Annotated in this window: 10 protein-coding genes; 8 read left to right on the top strand and 2 right to left on the bottom strand. The window is 39.4% G+C overall.

Annotated features, from left to right (window positions below; all coding sequences use genetic code 11):
* Nucleotides 1-141: 141 nt before the first annotated feature.
* A complete protein-coding gene (locus MKY63_RS18605) occupies nt 142-1167 on the top strand; it encodes a 2-dehydropantoate 2-reductase N-terminal domain-containing protein (protein ID WP_038572776.1) in 1026 nt (341 codons plus the stop codon).
* A gap of 199 nt (nt 1168-1366) precedes the next feature.
* Here the strand turns inward: MKY63_RS18605 and MKY63_RS18600 are convergent, their stop codons facing one another.
* Complete coding sequence (locus MKY63_RS18600) at nt 1367-2959, bottom strand: sensor domain-containing diguanylate cyclase (protein ID WP_038572778.1); 1593 nt, start codon at nt 2957-2959, stop codon at nt 1367-1369.
* A gap of 635 nt (nt 2960-3594) precedes the next feature.
* Here MKY63_RS18600 and MKY63_RS18595 point away from each other — a divergent pair.
* The 7 genes from MKY63_RS18595 to MKY63_RS18565 all read left to right on the top strand — a co-directional run bounded on the left by MKY63_RS18595 (nt 3595) and on the right by MKY63_RS18565 (nt 15859).
* On the top strand, nt 3595-4386 hold the full coding sequence (locus MKY63_RS18595) for a ParA family protein (protein WP_076222712.1): 792 nt from the start codon (nt 3595-3597) through the stop codon (nt 4384-4386).
* Nucleotides 4376-5395 carry a ParB N-terminal domain-containing protein gene (locus MKY63_RS18590; protein ID WP_076222714.1) on the top strand — a complete coding sequence of 340 codons (1020 nt, stop codon included), beginning with the start codon at nt 4376-4378 and terminating at the stop codon, nt 5393-5395. Before MKY63_RS18595 ends, MKY63_RS18590 begins: the two co-directional genes overlap by 11 nt.
* Nucleotides 5396-5414: 19 nt before the next feature.
* A complete protein-coding gene (locus MKY63_RS18585; protein ID WP_042139129.1) occupies nt 5415-5843 on the top strand; it encodes a DUF6075 family protein in 429 nt (142 codons plus the stop codon).
* 762 nt (nt 5844-6605) lie between these two features.
* Complete coding sequence (locus MKY63_RS18580; RefSeq protein ID WP_143760452.1) at nt 6606-6980, top strand: TnpV protein; 375 nt, start codon at nt 6606-6608, stop codon at nt 6978-6980.
* Nucleotides 6981-7075: 95 nt separating this feature from the next.
* Complete coding sequence (locus MKY63_RS18575) at nt 7076-12433, top strand: N-6 DNA methylase (RefSeq protein WP_143760456.1); 5358 nt, start codon at nt 7076-7078, stop codon at nt 12431-12433.
* A gap of 249 nt (nt 12434-12682) precedes the next feature.
* Nucleotides 12683-15301 (top strand): hypothetical protein, encoded by a 2619-nt coding sequence (locus MKY63_RS18570; protein WP_179087726.1) that lies wholly within the window; start codon nt 12683-12685, stop codon nt 15299-15301.
* An 84-nt stretch (nt 15302-15385) separates the two neighbouring features.
* A complete protein-coding gene (locus MKY63_RS18565; protein ID WP_076222720.1) occupies nt 15386-15859 on the top strand; it encodes a hypothetical protein in 474 nt (157 codons plus the stop codon).
* Nucleotides 15860-16094: 235 nt separating this feature from the next.
* Here MKY63_RS18565 and MKY63_RS18560 read toward each other — a convergent pair whose 3' ends face one another.
* Nucleotides 16095-18476: a DUF2726 domain-containing protein gene (locus MKY63_RS18560; protein ID WP_076222723.1), complete on the bottom strand. Its 2382-nt coding sequence runs from the start codon at nt 18474-18476 to the stop codon at nt 16095-16097.
* Between the last annotated feature and the right edge of the window lie 84 nt (nt 18477-18560).

The following is an 18560-nucleotide window of genomic DNA, read 5'->3' as shown; positions in this document are numbered from 1 at the left end:
TTCTATCCTTTCAACATAATAGATGTAATCTGTTTACTTCATAACATTTACAAAGGTATTGATTATTGTGATTGTTCAGACGTGTAGATTATACTGACAACACGACATTAAATCAACACATGTCAAGGAGATGAACTAACCATGACAATCACTTCAGATAAAACAAACATTCTTATAGTAGGTGCAGGAGCAGTAGGTTTCTCTGTAGGTTACCATCTACATTTATCAGGCACCGATGTTACCTTTCTTGTACGAAAAGGACGAAAAGCAGACTTCGCTCCTCCTCAAAAACTATATTGCTATGACGATGATACATTGAAAGAATTTAGCAACTTTAATGTCATAGAAGATATAGAAGAAATAAAACCTCAGCAGTATCAATTTATTATTATTACATTGGACGGAAATGTGAGCCGTTCACCAGAAGGCGTAGCTACGTTATCCAAATTGGGAGGTGTCGTTCGTAATTCTAAAACTACGGTGATTATGAGTGCGTTTGGAAGCGGGATTCGTGAACATTACATTCAGTATATGAGAATTCCGGAAGACCAGCTGTTAAGAGGAATACTGGGTACGTTAAGTCATCAATCCAAGGCTGATTTGCCTGTGCATGCACCAACAGACCCCAAACTCATTAACCAAGCCATTGTCTGTTACAAACATCCGGCGAACAAGGTCGGTTTCCAGGTCGAGAACAATAATAAATCAGCTGCCAAACAATTTAGCGCACTGTACAATAACTCTGGGGTCTCACGCTGTGGTCAAGTAAGTCCGGCGATGTTCAATATTTACTCAAGTATCGGTTTTCCTGTGTACGCTGCTTGTGATATCGTAGGTTGGCCGAAATTCTCAGTCGTTATTGCAAATAAAGATCTTTGGCAGCTCGCTTGCCGTGCTCAGGGTGAAATAGCATCCCTGCCCAAGCATGGTCTAATCGGTAAGATTATGAGTTTTGTGATGGGGCCACGCATGACAGCAAAAATACATCTCAAAATGGAACAAGATATGCTGCCGCTAGATTATCAAGCATTCAATCGTTTCCATCATGGGGGTAAAGTGAAGGCTCAGGATGTAGAATCTCTACGGAATTCGATTGTAGAGGGAGAACTTCAAGGCCGGCAGATGAAGGCTTTAAAGGAATTATTGCAACGTGTTGAACATAATTAACATCCGCACAAAAAAACAGTATTTCATCAAAGATGAAATACTGTTTCCGCTCCGAACATTCATAATAGCGAATAACATTTTCCTTGTTCAGCTTGGAAGGTTACACTTTCGTCCTTTGCTGCCCGCTGGCTTCGTGCCACCCGTGCTGATGTGCAGCATTCGGTCAGCCCACATATGGCAGGTCTGCGTAGCCATTGTTTCAAACATCAGCGACCATCGTCCGGTTTCTTCCCCTGCTCTTGGCCAGGTATAACGCTTGATCCGCCTTCTCCAGCAGCCCCTCCCGCTCCAATGCATGAATAGGATAATGGGCGATTCCTAGAGAGATCGTAACCTGTGTCGGGATTGGCCCCCTGCTTTGTTCCATTGCCCGCCGGACTCTTTCAGCTATGGTGAAGGCTTCCTCGGGTCTAGTGTGGGCTAGCAAGATGATGAACTCTTCACCGCCGTAGCGGTGGCAAACATCGTCTGGACGAAACGAGGTAACTATAACATTGGCTACATGTTTCAGCACTTCGTCGCCGATGAGATGGCCGTAGGTGTCGTTCACGAGTTTGAATTTGTCTACATCCAGCACAATGAGCGAAAACGGTTGTCCTGAGTCAATCCACTGACTCATCGTATACTCTAAGGATCTTCGGTTCATTAAACCGGTCAGAGCATCCGTCGTAGCCTCTTGGGTCAGTTGATCCGTCTGCTTCTGAATATCCGTCACGGCAAGCAACACAGCCTTGGTCAGCAGATCTGCCTCTCGGCTCCATTGCGGCTTCGCTTCTGGCAATTCAATCTTCTCCTTGCCCATCCTGCTCACCAGATTTGCCAGGTACACAAAAGGCCGGGCCAGCTTGCGTGCTACGAGAATGACGCCCATCAGGAGTATAATGAACGGAAACAACGAATACCAGAGAATGGTCCGAAGGTGCCCCATCAGTTGATGATGGATGACACTAATCGGCGAAACGACCACAATTCCCCATCCGTTGGCTGGAACGCTGGAGTATCCGGCAAGCATTTCAACGTCACGGGTGTTACGCACTTGCTGTTCCCCACTCTCCCCATTCATGAGTTTCTGCACAACCTTGTTATTGCTAACATCCTCCCCAATGAGCTGCTTATCCGGGTGGTACAACAGATGCCCGCTTGAATCCACAATATAATAATAGGAGCCAGAATCGTCCACGTTATTATCGCCAAAAATCATAGACAAAATATTGTTCTCCTGCAGATAAAATGTGCCGCTCAAAATACCGCGATATGTACCATTCTTGCTAAAAATCGGCTGACTCATAAAAACGATTAGTCTCTTGGTGGTTTGGGTCATGTAGGGGGAGGATATGTAAGGTTTTTTTAACGCCAGAGCTTCCAAACCGACCTTAGAAGTAATATGGTTTCCTACTGACCCCAAACTAGCCGGTACTACATTGCGGATCAGCCCGTCGGCATCGAGCACGGCGATAGAATTGAAGTAATTGCTACTATTGCGCATCAGTTCCAAATTATCATCCACTTGCTTGGGCGTTAAGGTTTCGTCATCGGAGAGTGTGTCAGCACTGTATTCCAGACTGCTGCGCATGGACTGAAATAAGGAATCCATTGTTTTGGTCATTCGGTCAGCGTTGTAGTAATTCAGATGGAGTGTAGTCTCCATCAATGACTGTTTTTTGGACTCGTAAGAGCCAATCAGAAGAATGCTTGAGGTTAGTAGAACCACCAGCGTGACCAAGCCCGTAAGCAGCGATGTGAGACTGAGCTTTTTACTTTGACGCGGCTCGGCTCTTCTCAGTGTAAGCAAACTTTAACCCTCCTTGGTTCTTGAAAACTAGCTTAATCAATAATACAACAAATTAAGATGTTATTCGACAGTAATCAATGGGCTCGGATCTCTCATACCACTGTGCGTACCGTTTGATATACGGCGGTTCATGAAAACTTCCATGCTAAAAACTCCCCTCCAGAGCTTGCGATTAGACAAGCACTAAAAAGGAGTGTTATCACCCTGATTCTGTGTGCTCGGATGTGATTCCAAGACACACAGAACCTTTAGTTTTTGATGGAAGTTTTACTCAAGAAAAACAAAAAAACCTTGATTTCTCAAGGTTTTCACTGTGATGCCGAGGACGGGGGTCGAACCCGTACGGTACTCACGTACCGCAGGATTTTAAGTCCCAGAAGTCATTTGGACTTTAACGCCCTGCAGTGGAATATAAGGGAACCTACAATCCGCAAAAAACCTTGTAGAATCAAGGATTTTTACGGTTTTTAGTGTTTTCCTAAGAGCCACAAGGGTTTCCGGCAACAAGCAACAGGAAGCGCAAATTTAGCCTTTGGAGAGAACTGCGAGAGAACTCGGAGAGAAAAATGAGAGAACCAGCCCGCTCCCTACCATTGACAATATGTTCGGAGCAAACCTCCGGGGAGGTTTTCATAATGAGACAAACAACCGTTATCACCATTGCCAATCAAAAAGGTGGCACAGGCAAGACGACCACCGCCTACAATCTGGCGTGCGCCTTGTCCCATGAAAATAAAAAAGTGCTGCTGGTTGATTTCGATCCACAAGGCAATTTAAGTATGTGCTTTGGAATTGAAAATCCAGACCAGCTTAAGTTTTCAATGTTCAATATTATGAATGCCCTCATGAGCGACGAACCACTGCCGGATCCTAAAGAATACGTTCATAATCATAGCAATATAGACCTTATCCCCAGCAATATTGAACTTTCCGTTGCTGAGATAAATTTAAGAGATGAATTGGGTGGTGAAAAGACTCTCACCACATTACTGGAACCCATGAAGCAAAGATACGACTTTATCATTATAGACACAAATCCCTCTCTTGGTCTACTAACTATAAACGCCCTTGCGGCCAGTAACAGTGTATTAATTCCGGTAAACCCTCAACTGTGGTCAGCAACAGGCCTAACTCAGCTTCTGAAAATTATCATTAAGGTAAAGAAACGAATTAATCCGCGGATTAACATTGCGGGTATTTTAATGACCATGTGTGATACACGAACCAATTTATATAAAGAAGCCTTTCGGTTGGTAAAAGCATATTACCAGGAAACCGTCCGCATTTTTGATGTTCAAATCCCTCTCTCAGTCAAAGTCGGAGAGGCGAATTTCTATAGTCAAAGCATTATTGAATTCAATCCTAAATCGAAGGTAGCCACAGCTTATTGCAGTTTAGCAAAGGAGCTGATGCAAGATGAGCAGTAAGCGACCTACGCCTAAGCTATCAAGCATTGATGAGCTTTTACTTTTGTCTGAGGGACCAGACCATACAACATCATCTCCTGAAAATTCAGGAGTCACTTCCCTTCTACTCTCCAGCCTTATTCCCTTTCATAAACATCCATTTAAGCTGTATGAGGGCAAAAAACTGGATGACTTAATCGAAAGCGTCCTAGAGAACGGTGTGCTAATTCCCGTTATAGTCCGTCCAATGGAACAAGATTCCTATGAAATTCTTTCTGGGCATAATCGCGTCAATGCCGCTAAAGCTGCGGGGTTACTTTCTATCCCTTCCATTGTTAAAGAACAATTGACGGAAGCAGAAGCTGTAATTATCGTGGTGGACACCAATTTTCATCAACGTTCCATTCAGGATATGTTGCCCAGTGAACTTGCTCGTGCCCTGGAGATGCAGCTTGAAGCTTGCAAAGAAGCTAAGCAAAAACAGAGTAAATTAAGCGAAATTGAAAAAGCTCAAATTACCAGTAATGACAAGGAAAATGATGAACGTGTCCCAGTGGGGCACCCAGGAAAAAGTGTGGATGAAGTTTCCGAGAAAAACGATATGAGCCCAACCAATATCAAACGATATTTGCGCTTGAATCACCTTCTACCAGAACTCATGGAAAGAGTCGATCAAGGTGAAATTAAGCTTCGCCCGGCCGTCGATCTCTCTTATCTGAAGCGGGAAGAACAACAAACCGTGGAATCGTTAATACATGTACAGGGTTACAAAGTAGATATGAAAAAATCCGAGCTGCTTCGAGCGAAATCAGAAAACCGTAATTTAACTGAGCAAGCCGCATCAGCGATCCTTTCCGGTGTGTCTAGCCGGAAGCCAAAAAATATGGTTCCTGCTCCATTCAAGCTAAAGCATAAAGTATATGCCAAATATTTCTCTCCTGAGAGTAAAGCCGCAGAAGTTGAGGAAATCATCGATAAAGCTTTAACCTTATATTTTTCGCTCCAGTCAGAGCCTGAACAACATCCTTAATTGAAGAGGAGGAAATTTAATGATATTCAAAGATCTGGCTCATGAACAGTTTTATGAAGGTAATGTAATTCGTGCTGAGCGTCAACACGATCCTTACCGATCCGCTCTGTTTTATCTATTAGGCCTTACAGAAGATACTCGCCGTCACATTAATGATCTTTATGATTTCAGAGAAGACAGCATTAGGCTAGAGGGCTTAAACAACGGCTGGCAGACAGGAACAACGGTCCGTCTTTCCCGCCTCGCATTTAACCTTTATTCGGGCTATACGGGAGAACATGAAGAAGAGACCCACTCTTTCAGCCCCTATTATCTGTTCGATAATGGACTCATGCCATATTTCTTTGAAGGGATCAAGCTTCGCTATCCAGCCTATGCCGTGGATATTAAACGAGATTGGCTTCCCTTTGTGCCAGACAAAGATATCTATGATGAGTTGGAACAGTAAGAAGCACATTTCATCCATTGGAAGGGAGGATAACCATCATGGCTCGTGTAACAACACTAAGAGCCATCTATCAGTCGGCTGTATCACAAATTTCGCAGTCACCACAAGACTGGATGGATTATTTAAAATTCGCTTCTGGTATTTATAAGTACTCTTTTGATAATGCTCTTCTCATATACATGCAGAATCCAGAGGCTACCATGTTGGCCTCCCTTCCTCTTTGGAACAAACTGGGCCGGTACATCAATCGAGGAGAAAAGGCCATTGGTGTCAGTAACTTTCAGGAGAATAGGCCTCATATAGACTATTTATTCGATGTCTTTCAAACTCATGGGAGAGTCCCTCCTCAATCCTGGAGTTTACAGGGACTAGATTTGGTTGAACTCACTCATAGACTATCCTCCAATGAAACAAATGATCTAGGGTTATGTATTACACAGCTGGTTAAACAGCATATATCATCTTTTGACTTATATCAGGATATAGAGCTGGATATGGTAAATCATCCTTTTGCCACATTTCCTATTTCCGGCGTGCAAGAACAAATGCAGGAATTAATTGCCGCCAGCAGCACCTACTTCATTCATTCTCGGTGTAGGCTTCCAGAGCCAGATTCAACTCCGGTGTTCGATACTATAAACGACTGGAACAATGTACCGCTAATGTCCCGACTGGGCGGCATTCTAACTGAGATTTCCAAAGAGATTTTGCTCGATATCGGTAGGCATATCAAATTAATGCAACAAGAAAGGATGGTTAATTATGAACAAAGAGAATTTGAATCTCAACTACAGTCAGCAGACAGACGGACTTTTGTATCCTATGATACAGATCTCCAGTCAGGCGGAGGCCGACCAACAGCCATTAGGCAAATACGGAAGGATGAGCTTAAACTATCTCAGAAATCATCATCCCCATCGATTAATGAGCTTGAAGATGCAGGGCAATCTGATGGAGAAAATGCACCAAATCGACCAGGAAGCGAACGAGAGAATACAACAGCTGACGGACCAGTTACTCCGACTACAACCGCTACCTCAGACCGAAGATACTCTAGAACGGACACGGCACTTGAACCAGATCAAATCAACCGCGGAGGAACTGGTACTGAACGAGATCGTCTTGAGACCCAGATAACTGCAACTTCAAATACATTGTCCTTAGAACCGCAGATTAGCGGTTCTTTTTTATTGCCTGAAAAATCTGAAGATATCATTTTATCGGAACAAGAAATGTTAGAATACTTGCTCCGCAGCGGTATGGGTTCAATGCAAGGAAAACAAGTCATCTATTCTTACGTAGTCGAACACTCAATTACAAAGGCTCATGACCTCATTCCGATGCTTAAAAATCGATATGGGACTGGTGGAGCCAGAGGCGATTTTGGCAATGGCTTGACCGGATATACTCACTCTGGAAAAGGAATTGAACTACTATGGTCTGACAGTGAAGGTGCCCATGAGGTCCTTATCAACTGGAGAACGATAGCCACTACCCTCCTGCAGCTCATTCAAAATGGAAGCTATGACGGTAGCCTATCTGTCTTCCCTCCGCAAGAAGAGGAATGGACATTATTTGATTACGTTCAGCAGGCGGAAGACAATAAGAGTCAAGCCGGTACTCTTGGAGCTCCTATACAACGTGAGCCTATAGGAATTGAATCCGCCGAGAATCAGGAATTCCAAGAAGAGACTAAAAGTACTCTTTCTGTTACTCAAGAACCTCTTGATCACCCTACTTTCACACCTCAAAACTTCCATTATAATACGGAAGTATCCCTTTATCCTTCCGGAGCTAAAAGCAAATACAAACGAAATATAGAAGCAATCCGTCTTCTGAAACTGCTTGAATCTGAACGTCGTGTTCCCTCGCCTGACGAGCAAAGGATATTAGCTGGTTATGTGGGCTGGGGTGGACTAGCAAATGCCTTTAATGAGAATGCAAAAGATTGGGAGTATGAAGCTGCGGAGTTAAAGCATTTGCTGGATGATAGAGAATATGCTGAAGCACTGAACTCCACGATTACAGCCTATTACACAGAGCCGGAGTTAATTCGTTACATCTACCAAGCACTCGAGCGCTTTGGCCTAAATGACGGAGAACACCGTAAAATCCTTGATCCTGCTATGGGTACCGGAAACTTCTTCTCCGTACTTCCTGACACCTTACAGCAAGCAAAGCTTTTTGGCGTTGAACTGGATGGAATCACCGGTAGGATGGCCAAGCAATTATACCCCTCTGCACAAATCCATGTTCAAGGTTTTGAGACAACCAACTTTACTCCAAGCAGTTTTGATGCTGTTATAGGCAATATCCCTTTCAATAACATCCAAGTCTTCGATCATCGCTTTAAAGAGAGCTACTTGATCCATGATTACTTTTTCATAAAATCAATGGAATTGGTGAAGCCGGGCGGGATCATAGCCTTTATCACCAGTAAAGGTACATTCGATAAACAAGACTCTTCGATCCGAAAAGAGTTAGCAGAACAAGCTGATCTCATTGGTGCTATTCGCTTACCGAACACTGCTTTCAAAGCAGTTGCCGGTACTGAAGTAACTACCGACATGGTATTCCTGCAGAAACTGGATCAGCCCCGGCAACTGGACACTGAACAATTTCCAGATTGGATTTCGGTCTCCCGCACATCCGATGGCATTCCAATCAATACTTATTTTGTTCATCATCCCGAAATGGTGCTCGGAGATATGAACTGGGATCGTAGCATGTATGGTTCAGAACGAACTACTGCTTGCTTTCCAAAACCTGCCCAGAATCTATATGCCGAATTAAGCGTCGCCCTTCATTTTTTAAAAGCTCAATTTTCAGCCTTACCCGATGACATTCAAATTGAGGACTTAGAGGATGGACAGGAACAAGCGCAACCAGCCGATGCAGGAACCAAGAATTTCACTTACGTGATCAAGGATAATCAGATCTATTTCTGCGAGAATGAATATTTGCTTTTCCAAGACATCAAGGGCAAAAAAGCAGAACGCATTAAAGGATTATGCGACATTCGAGATGCCCTCAAAACAGTGATTGACATTCAGTCCCGAGAATATGGTTATGACATCTCTGAACTCCAACAGGGACAGCAGCGACTAAATGAGGTCTACGATCAATTTGTCAATAGATACGGGCCCATTAATGATCGAGCCAATACTGCCGCTTTTTCAGATGATGATCAGCTCCCACTACTACGCTCCATTGAGGATATGACACCCGAGAAGAATTGGGTAAAAGCTCAGGTGTTCACTAAACCCACGATTCGTCCGAACCGCATGCCGGTACATGCTGATTCAGCTTTACAAGCTCTTCAAATCTGCCTGAATCAGAAGCTCAAAGTAGATCTATCCTATATGTCGAGATTATATGGCAAATCAACAGAAGAGATCTTAGATGAACTTGGAGACCGACTGTTCCTTAATCCCCAGAAATATGTTGGCAATCAAGACGAAGGCTGGGAACTGGATGAAGAATACTTATCCGGAAATGTAAAAGACAAATTAGCCTATGCCAAGCTGAAAACATCGGAATATCCCGAGTTGTTTGAGCGTAATGTAATCGCCCTAAGTGCTGTGCAACCTGCTCCACTATTACCGGGTGATATTGATTTTCGGATTGGAAGTCCGTGGATTCCAATCAAGTATTACCGTGATTTCATGTATGAGACATTTGGAACGGCAGGATATCATCAATCTGCTGGAAATATCAATGTTGAGTACATGGAATATGCGAACTCCTGGCGCGTCTCCGGCAAATCATTGGAACGGGAATCAATAAAAGTAAACCGCACTTTTGGTACATCACGAGTAAATGCATACGACATTTATGAAGGCAGTTTGAACCTGCAGAGTATTACTGTTCGTGATCTGGTAACCTACTTCGACCAAAATGGAAATGAACAAATCAAATATGTGGTGAACGCCAAGGAAACGATGATTGCCCGCGCCAAGCAGCAGCAAATCAAAGAGGCCTTTTCATCTTGGCTGTTCAAGGACAAAGACCGGGCAGATATATTACTGGGTATCTATAATGAGAAGTTTAATACTCTCCGTCCACGTACTTATGATGGCAGCCATCTTGTGTTTCAGGGTATGAGTGAAGAAGTGGAGCTCCGGCAACACCAGCAAGACGTTGCAGCAAGAATTATATACTCAGGGACCGCCCTTATGGCTCATGAGGTGGGAGCCGGTAAGACCGCTGCTATGATTGCTTCAGGCATGTATTTAAAGCAGCTGGGAGCCATTCAAAAGCCAATTTATTGTGTTCCCAACCACTTAACTGAACAATGGGCCAATGAGTTTATGCGCTTCTTCCCTGCTGCCAACATCCTGGTAACCACAAAAAAGGATTTCAGTATTCAGAACCGAAATCGCTTTGTCTCTAAAATCGCCATGGGTGATTACGACGCAATTATCATCGGCCACAGCCAATTCGAAAAGATCCCTATATCTCATGAGCGTCAGGAACAATTACTGCAAAATGAAATCAATGGAGTTACCCAGATGATTGATCAGGTCAAAAGGGAAAAGGGTGACAACTGGACTATTAAACAGATGGTCATTTTTCAGAATCAACTAAAGCATCGATTGGAGCGTTTGGTCAATGAGGATAAAAAAGATAACTTGCTCTACTTTGAACAGCTTGGCGTTGATATGTTATTTGTCGATGAAGCGCATGCCTACAAGAACTGTTTTACTTTTACCAAAATGCGCAATGTCGCCGGTATAGGTAAAACAAGTAGTCAGCGTGCCATGGATATGCTCTTAAAATGTCAATACATCCAGGAAATAAATCAAGGCAGAGGTGTGGTATTCGCTACAGGGACACCGATAAGCAATAGCATGTCTGAGATGTATGTGATGCAGCGTTATTTGCAGCCAATGGTTTTAAAGCGACTCGGGTTGGACTTTTTCGATAATTGGGCAGCCACCTTTGGAGAAGTTGTCTCCTCGCTCGAGATGACACCTGAAGGGAGTGGGTATCGCATGAAGTCCCGGTTTGCCAAATTTCATAATCTCCCGGAACTCATGAACATATTTCGCACCGTTGCTGATATTCAAACTGCCGAAATGCTCAAACTTCCGGTTCCCGAATTGAAACATGGGAAGCCGGAGATTGTCGTCACTGAATGCTCTCCTTTTCAAAAGCTTATGATGGATAGCTTTGTCGAACGTGCAGAGAAAATCCGTAACAATGATGTACTAGCTACCGAAGACAACATGCTGAAATTAACAAATGAAGCCAAGCTTATGTCCATTGATCCCCGTCTGGTAGATCCTGAAGCTCCGGTTGAATCGGATTCTAAGTTAACTCGATGTATCAGCAACGTTTTTGATATCTGGGAACAATCCAGATCTGATCGACTTACTCAAGTCATTTTCTCCGATAGTGGCACACCCAAGCCAGGATACTTTAATGTCTACGATGAAACCAAAACACAACTAATCAATAAAGGAATTCCTGAACAAGAGATTGCGTTTATCCATGATGCTAAAACGGATATACAACGCGAGGAATTATTTGAACAGGTTCGCCGCGGTGAAGTAAGTATCTTGCTCGGATCAACACAAAAGATGGGAACTGGAACGAATGTTCAGGATCGACTTATTGCAGCACATCACCTTGACTGTCCCTGGCGTCCGGCGGATATTACTCAACGTGATGGACGTATCCTTAGGCAAGGTAATAAAAACAATATGGTCCAGATCTTTCGCTATGTAACCAAAGGGACATTTGACAGTTACCTCTGGCAGATTCAAGAGCAGAAGCTCCGATACATTTCACAAGTAATGACCGGCAAAAGCATATCCCGTTCCTGTGAGGACGCTGATGAAACGGTTTTGTCGGCTGCCGAGGTAAAGGCTATCGCTACAGCTAATCCCCTTCTTGCAGAAAAGATGCAGGTAGATAATGAGGTGATAAGGCTGAAGTTGCTCAAGGCCAATTGGAACAATGAGCGTCTAATAATGGAAAGACAGATTTCACAGCAATATCCGCGGGAGATACAAGCTTGTGAACAACGGATTGAGCGTCTGAAAGTTGATCTAGCTTTGGTTGATCAAACGCGAGACGACGAATTTCTAATTGTGCTTGAAGGGGAAATCTATAATGAGAAACCACAGGCTGGAGAGTTGCTACTCCTTCTTTCGAAGGTGAATGAGTTTAACAACGGAGATTCAATACATGTTGGAAGATACCGTGGATTTGAACTTTATTTAAGTCGATCTGCATTTAATATTATCTCTATTAAGCTCAACGGAGCCGAGACATATTTTGTTGATTTAGGCGATTCGCCTATCGGGAATATTACTCGATTGGAGAATGTTATTGAAAAAATACCAGTAAACCTCCATTCTGCTGAACAGAGGTTATGTGAAATTCAAACGCAATTCGCTGAAGCCACTATTGAAGTAGGTAAGCCATTCGAATTTGATCAAAAGTTGCAGGAAATGCTTACTCGTCAGGTAGAGCTTAACTCACAGTTAGAATTCCAAGAATTGAAAGATCAAACATTAATGATAAACATAAATAACGAAATATCGGAAATAGAACAATCCGATAAGTGGGAATACGAATCGTAGAAACACATTTAAGTAACTATGAATACTTGCAAATTTTCCGACAAAAGTTCTTACATTATCTTAAAATTATAATTTTGAATGATCAACTTTAGAAATGATAACCACAGACGATCTTTCTAATACTTTTGCCCTCCCCCAAGAATTAATCACGACAAATATATCAGTAGTTTATGACAAATCATCTATTCCCTATAGAAAAGCATTTCCTTCTTGTTCAATCGACAATACTAGATTTATAATAGAAGGAACATGTTGGAAAAAACCTCTTTAGAATATGGGGGAATAGGACTTATGTCGTATTCGACAAGATATACTACATTATCAGATGTCACAGATGAATACTGGGACGAGTTATTAGTTAATCATGAAAAAATAACTGAAGGTTATTCTGATACTACCAGCGCTGTCTTTATTGCATCATTAAATGAAGAAGATAAACCGTATTTGCAAAAGATCTTAAAACTTGCTGATTATGAAGATGAAATTAAGTGGAATGAACATTTAAAGACTCACAAAAACTTTATGGATTTCTTGTTTCTCAAAGAATTTCTAAAAAGAAAGAAAAAAGCTATAGATGAAATATTCGATAAAAAGCTTCCGGATAATGAAGCAACCAAAATATCAACTGTAGTAAAGTCAATAAAATTATTTCTCACTAATCCCTCTTGGCTTTTTGAAGTTTTGGTTCTTCATGAATGGAGGAACAAAGCTTCAGGCGATGTTTTCACTTCAACTAAAAAGTTCACTTCGAAAATAGTAAATAGTTTAAGTACAGAAAAGGGATACCAAGACACCATTGCAAATGTTTTATACAATAATTCCGGAAGAAATAATGATTATAGAATAATTGCACACTGTCAGCTTGGAGAACATTATTTTTTGTATATGATATACAAACTAACTAAAGATACTAAAAGACCTGGCTATGATAAAGCCAAAAGAGTAAAAGATAGAGATCAAGTTATGTTTGCAATTCAAACAGAAGAAAAAACACTTGAAATTAAAGCAATGAAAACTGATTTACGCGGTATAAAAAAATACTTCACTGATGAATTGGGATTAACTCTTAATGAGATTCAAAGAGAAGTATTCACAGAATACAAAGTTAAAGATATCGTTCGGCTCTTTGAAGAAGGAACACCAGTAACTAACGAAAATCCAGAAGACTTTGTCATCGATCGCATTTCTTTTTCAAACTCTTTATTAAGTAAGTCTCCTGATTTAATTCTTCAATTGAACGGAACTGATATTTGGCCAAGCGTGATGGACGCTTTTCAGCGTAGAGTAGTTGACTTAAACAGTCTCAAGGATATAAAGAATATTTCATTTCATTCAAGCAAACATTCAAAATCAATACGATCAATTTCACTAGAAAATGGAGACGTGGTTTTCAAACTAGACGATAGTAATTTGAGTACAGCAACTAAAACATTAATCAACAACAATTTTTTCAAGAAATTCGGATTTCCTCTGGATCGCCCAATTAAAAATAAATTCACTGGTGGTCGCGCTCTCAAAATCGATCAGATCTTTAGATTTTCGAGACAGGATCAACTTGAAAATGATCAAAAGCAAATGTTCGATGAACTTATTACTTTGAAACTTCTAGAGTTAAAGCAAGACGATAAATATTCGTGCAATAACTGCAACTTCTATACAATTAATAAGAGTGAAGTGATTGTAAATACTCATGACAAATTAGAGTGCCCAGAATGTCATAATGATATAAAAGTTACTCCGGAAGAAGAAATAATAGCTAACAATGAAGTTATGGAAAAATATATTTATGATTTGTTCGATACTCTTCTAGAAAGAGATTCTCGATTAGAAACTAAAGGTTATTCTCAACAAACTATTAGAAAGAAAAAATTTAAATTCAAACGTTTTTTATTTGAAAATCGTTTATTTCAAGTTCTTGTGACGAAAAATGTGCTTTCAAAAAGAACGCTGGAGAATATTGAAAGGAAATTAATTCCTACTATAGTGATATGTTACGGCGTAGATCAGCAAACAAGTGACATCTACTCACTTGATACAATTGAGCAGCTAACATTCGGACAAATTTATGTAAATAATGATCAACAAGATTTTAGTGTATTTATGGGGAAATATATAGAAGATCTAAATAAACGTACGCATCATTTGGTAGTAACAGCCGCTATGAAGGCTGTTAAAAATCTCAATTTTATTAGTGGAAAAACAACTGAGTTAAAAGACAAATATGACGATAGTGATCTTGAAGATGATGTTTTCCCAGTTATAAAAGATATGTTTCCCAATTCTGAAAAGTGGGGAAAAGAATTAATTGGTAAACCAATACCTGAAGGACTTTTTGCAATTCAGTACAAGGAAAATGCCCCTTTAAACTCTTCCGAGATGAAATATGCCTTTACTTATGATTGTAAATTCACTAAAGATCCAGCTGGATACACATTAGGGTCAGGTGAACATCGTAAGGCCTTGCATTACGTCAAACAACTAAATAGTTTAGTTGATATCTCAACTTATTGTACTCCTCATGAAGTAACATCACATATTTTCATAGGAAATAAATTTAGAAAACGTCAACTTTTTGCAATGGCTGACTTCTTTAGAAGAGAGATTGTTAAAGGATATACAACAAAACCAGTTTTTATAGACTGTAAAGATTTAGCTTATCTCCACGAACAGATAAGTAGCAATAAGGAAAAAATCCAAAGAGTTCCTGACATATTCTTCAAACAGATGGTGGCTATTTTTACAACGGATGAAGTTCTGATAACAAAGGAGTATATTGACGACCAGTTTCGGGATATTGGAATTGCAGCCAGAAGTTATTCACCTCTTGATACAACAGAACTAACTATTAGCCTAACAAAGAAAAAATAACAATTTTCCTGTAGTTTATGATAAAATGGACACATGCGAACATATATTCGCATGTGTCCATTTGTTATTGGAGGTGCTCCTTTCATGGAGTTAAAAATCAATAAAAATATTCAAACCAATCATAAGCTTTTCATTGAAAACAGTATTAGCCAAATTCTTCTAGAACAGTTTAACTACAGTCAAAGAATAAAGGTGCAAGAATATTGGATTGGCTTTTGTTTTTATTATGAATATGCTTTTATTCTTATCACTAACAAAGAAGATGAAATTAACTTTTATGATCAAATTAATTACGATACCATGATTCCTGATTCCTTTTTAAACAGTCTATATGAACACACTTCATTACTTCCGTTCCATTACAAAAATTGGTTAGCAGATTCCTATGTCGAATTAATCCGTAAGGATATTGCCCAATCTTTATTATTTAATCGGCTTAATCTTATCCATGACCCTTCAAGTAGTTCTATTCACTGGAATTGGAAAAGTCATAACATATCACTTCAAATGAATAGCTCATTTGTATTTGAAGATATCGGAGGTTTTATAAAGAATTAATAATGTTATTATTTAGTTTTTCTTAACTTACTCTATATCCCCTCTCTCATCCTAGTTTACGATCCTGATAAACGAAAATGCTGTTGGTTCAATTATGTGTTAATTATTTGTATACTGGCACAAACAAAAAAAGGCACGCCTTTAGACATGCCAGAATTTCCTCTCTTGAAGTTCTTCGTTTAAATGATCATTTTAAACATATCTAATCCCATATGTTCTCTTACCATTAGTATTTTTAATAATAATGATATGTTATTTCACTAATTAACGGATGCGCTATTTTAAATTTCTTTTCAATTTGCTCCTTACTCATGGAGATAATCGCTTCCAATTCACTAGATAGTAAGACACTAACCGTACGACCCTCAACGTTGTCTATCTTAGATTTTTGTGCGATACCACTTCCAACAATTTTTGCCCAATCCTCTTGTAATTCATCCAAATCATAATCCGATTTCGATAAAGCACCGAAGTTTCGAACATCAATTTCATGAAGTAAACGGACATCTTGTTCGTCACTTTTCAATGTGTTTATTAACTCCTTTGTTACATCACGCACTTGCTTCTTTAGTGACTCTAGAGTTACATTACTATTGAATTTCACTCTAACTAATGGTATTCCGCTCATTTGAAAAATCAGGTTCTTTCGTTCATCGCGAATAGCCGCAGAATCAGTTTCATGATATGTGCTATCTTTCTCAATTGCAAGGACTGGAGTATATGTGGTTGTACTAATAATGGCATAGTCAACATGAGCCATAAATAGATAATTAACATGCTCTTGTGAAACAAGTTCTTTTATTTTCTCAACATCAATAATTGTTTTCAAACTAATGTTTGGGAATATAAAGTGTTGCGGAAATAAATCAATTAATGCATGATACAAGTTAATCTCAGATTCATGATAAAAAATAGGCCTATATAAGGACGCCTTATCAACTCGAATTATCTGACGTTCTAACTTAGGTTCAACGTAATTAGATACTAATTCTTCAATAATCGGTTCTAATATATAGGAATTATTATTGGGAATAATTAATTCCAAATTCAATAATTCTTCCAAATTTTTTTTGACATAAGACTCTTTTTGTCGCGTAGCCTCTGATAATTCATTAAATGTGGGTTGTTGGTCAGATAAACGATAGAGAGCAAATAATATACTTTTTTGATATTTTGTTGTTTTCTTAAAATAGATGTCTTTCAAAGTCTGATTTTTGTTCTTTTTTTCTTTAATTAGATTTTCAATTCGCTTTTTATTATTTTTATGCAATACTTCATTAGGAGCCAAAGAGATTGCTCTTTCAAACAGGGATAGGGCTGTTTCGTATTCTTTATCATGCTCTTCATAGATTACCCCTAAATTATTGAAAATCGCATTTGTTTCTTTTCCGTTCTCAATAGCCTGTGAATATACTTTTTTAGCCTCTTCAATGTAACCACTCTTTTTTAAAGAAAATGCAAACTCAAAGTAGTAACCTTCTATTGAAAGATGAGAAAAGTAAATCTTTGCTATAGTTCCGTATTCACTCTGCTCAAATAAAAACTTCATTGGATCAAATGATTTAAATGCGTCACCTGCTATTTTATTAATGATTTCCTTGTCTCGTATCTGAGTTAATTTTGAACAAAATTCAATTAAAAGTGCTGTTTTTTTAATGTCGTTTATATTTTTTATTAAATCCCAATATTCTTTGATAATACCTGGAATTGAGTTTTCGCTAGACCATTTCAGCACTTTATTGGCACATTTAGCAAGATTCTTGATTTCTTTGTCTGATAAAACAACTTCGTTAATTGCATACCCCTCTGCATTAAACTCACCTAGATTAAGCTCTATCATCCAACGAGTTAAGAAAATCAAATCTTGAACATCAGTATTCTGTTTTAATATTGCCGAAAGCTTTTGCAATAGTAAAAGGTATGAACATTCCTCTGATGAAAAATACTGAACCTCGTCTAAGATTAGTTTAAGGCAGGCATGTATATGGCGATTGAACTGTTTGCGTGGCACATTCATGTCCATGATAATTTTTATTATCTCAATATATGCCTTTGTAAATTCAAAGACACTAGGAATATGATAAAAGACACAATTGTTTATATCGCCTATATTCCAATCTTTACTTTCATAAATTATATCAACTGGAAAGATAATCGTGTGTATTAACTCTTCAGGAGATATAAACTTCCACATGTTTAATAATGAATTCGAGAATGAATTTAGATGATTGTATTGAATAATAGCTTCAATAGCGATATGCATTAAGTTATAACTATAGTCGAATCCTTCTACTGATTTAGTTCTTTCATCATCTAAATATGATACTAATTCTTCTTCCATTTCATTATGAAAAATTTGGTAGGCATATTTATAATGCCCGCCTTTCACTAGTCCATATTTGATTATGTATTTAATATGAAGTTCCCAGCTATAAGCCTCTGATTCATCTAATAAAGTCAGAATACTATGCATCTTCTCAATGACATAGTGTACCCTAGGAAAAAAGTTTTCTTTTGAATAAAACTCTTTTACTTCTCCGTCTAAAAGGGCCACTCTATACTTCTTGGGAATCTCTATCAAATATATTAGTTCTTGCGGAGTATTTGCTTCAAACAAAGGCGTCGCCTCCAAATGCTTATTAGTAACTGTATTATATCATCTAATGATCCATTAATTTGATACTGATTTCATCACTTTTTC

The organism is Paenibacillus sp. FSL R7-0189 (genome assembly GCF_037969925.1).
Lineage (GTDB): Bacteria > Bacillota > Bacilli > Paenibacillales > Paenibacillaceae > Paenibacillus_AQ > Paenibacillus_AQ odorifer.
Note: the sequence above shows the minus strand (reverse complement) of the source record. Positions and strands in the feature narration are given on the sequence as shown.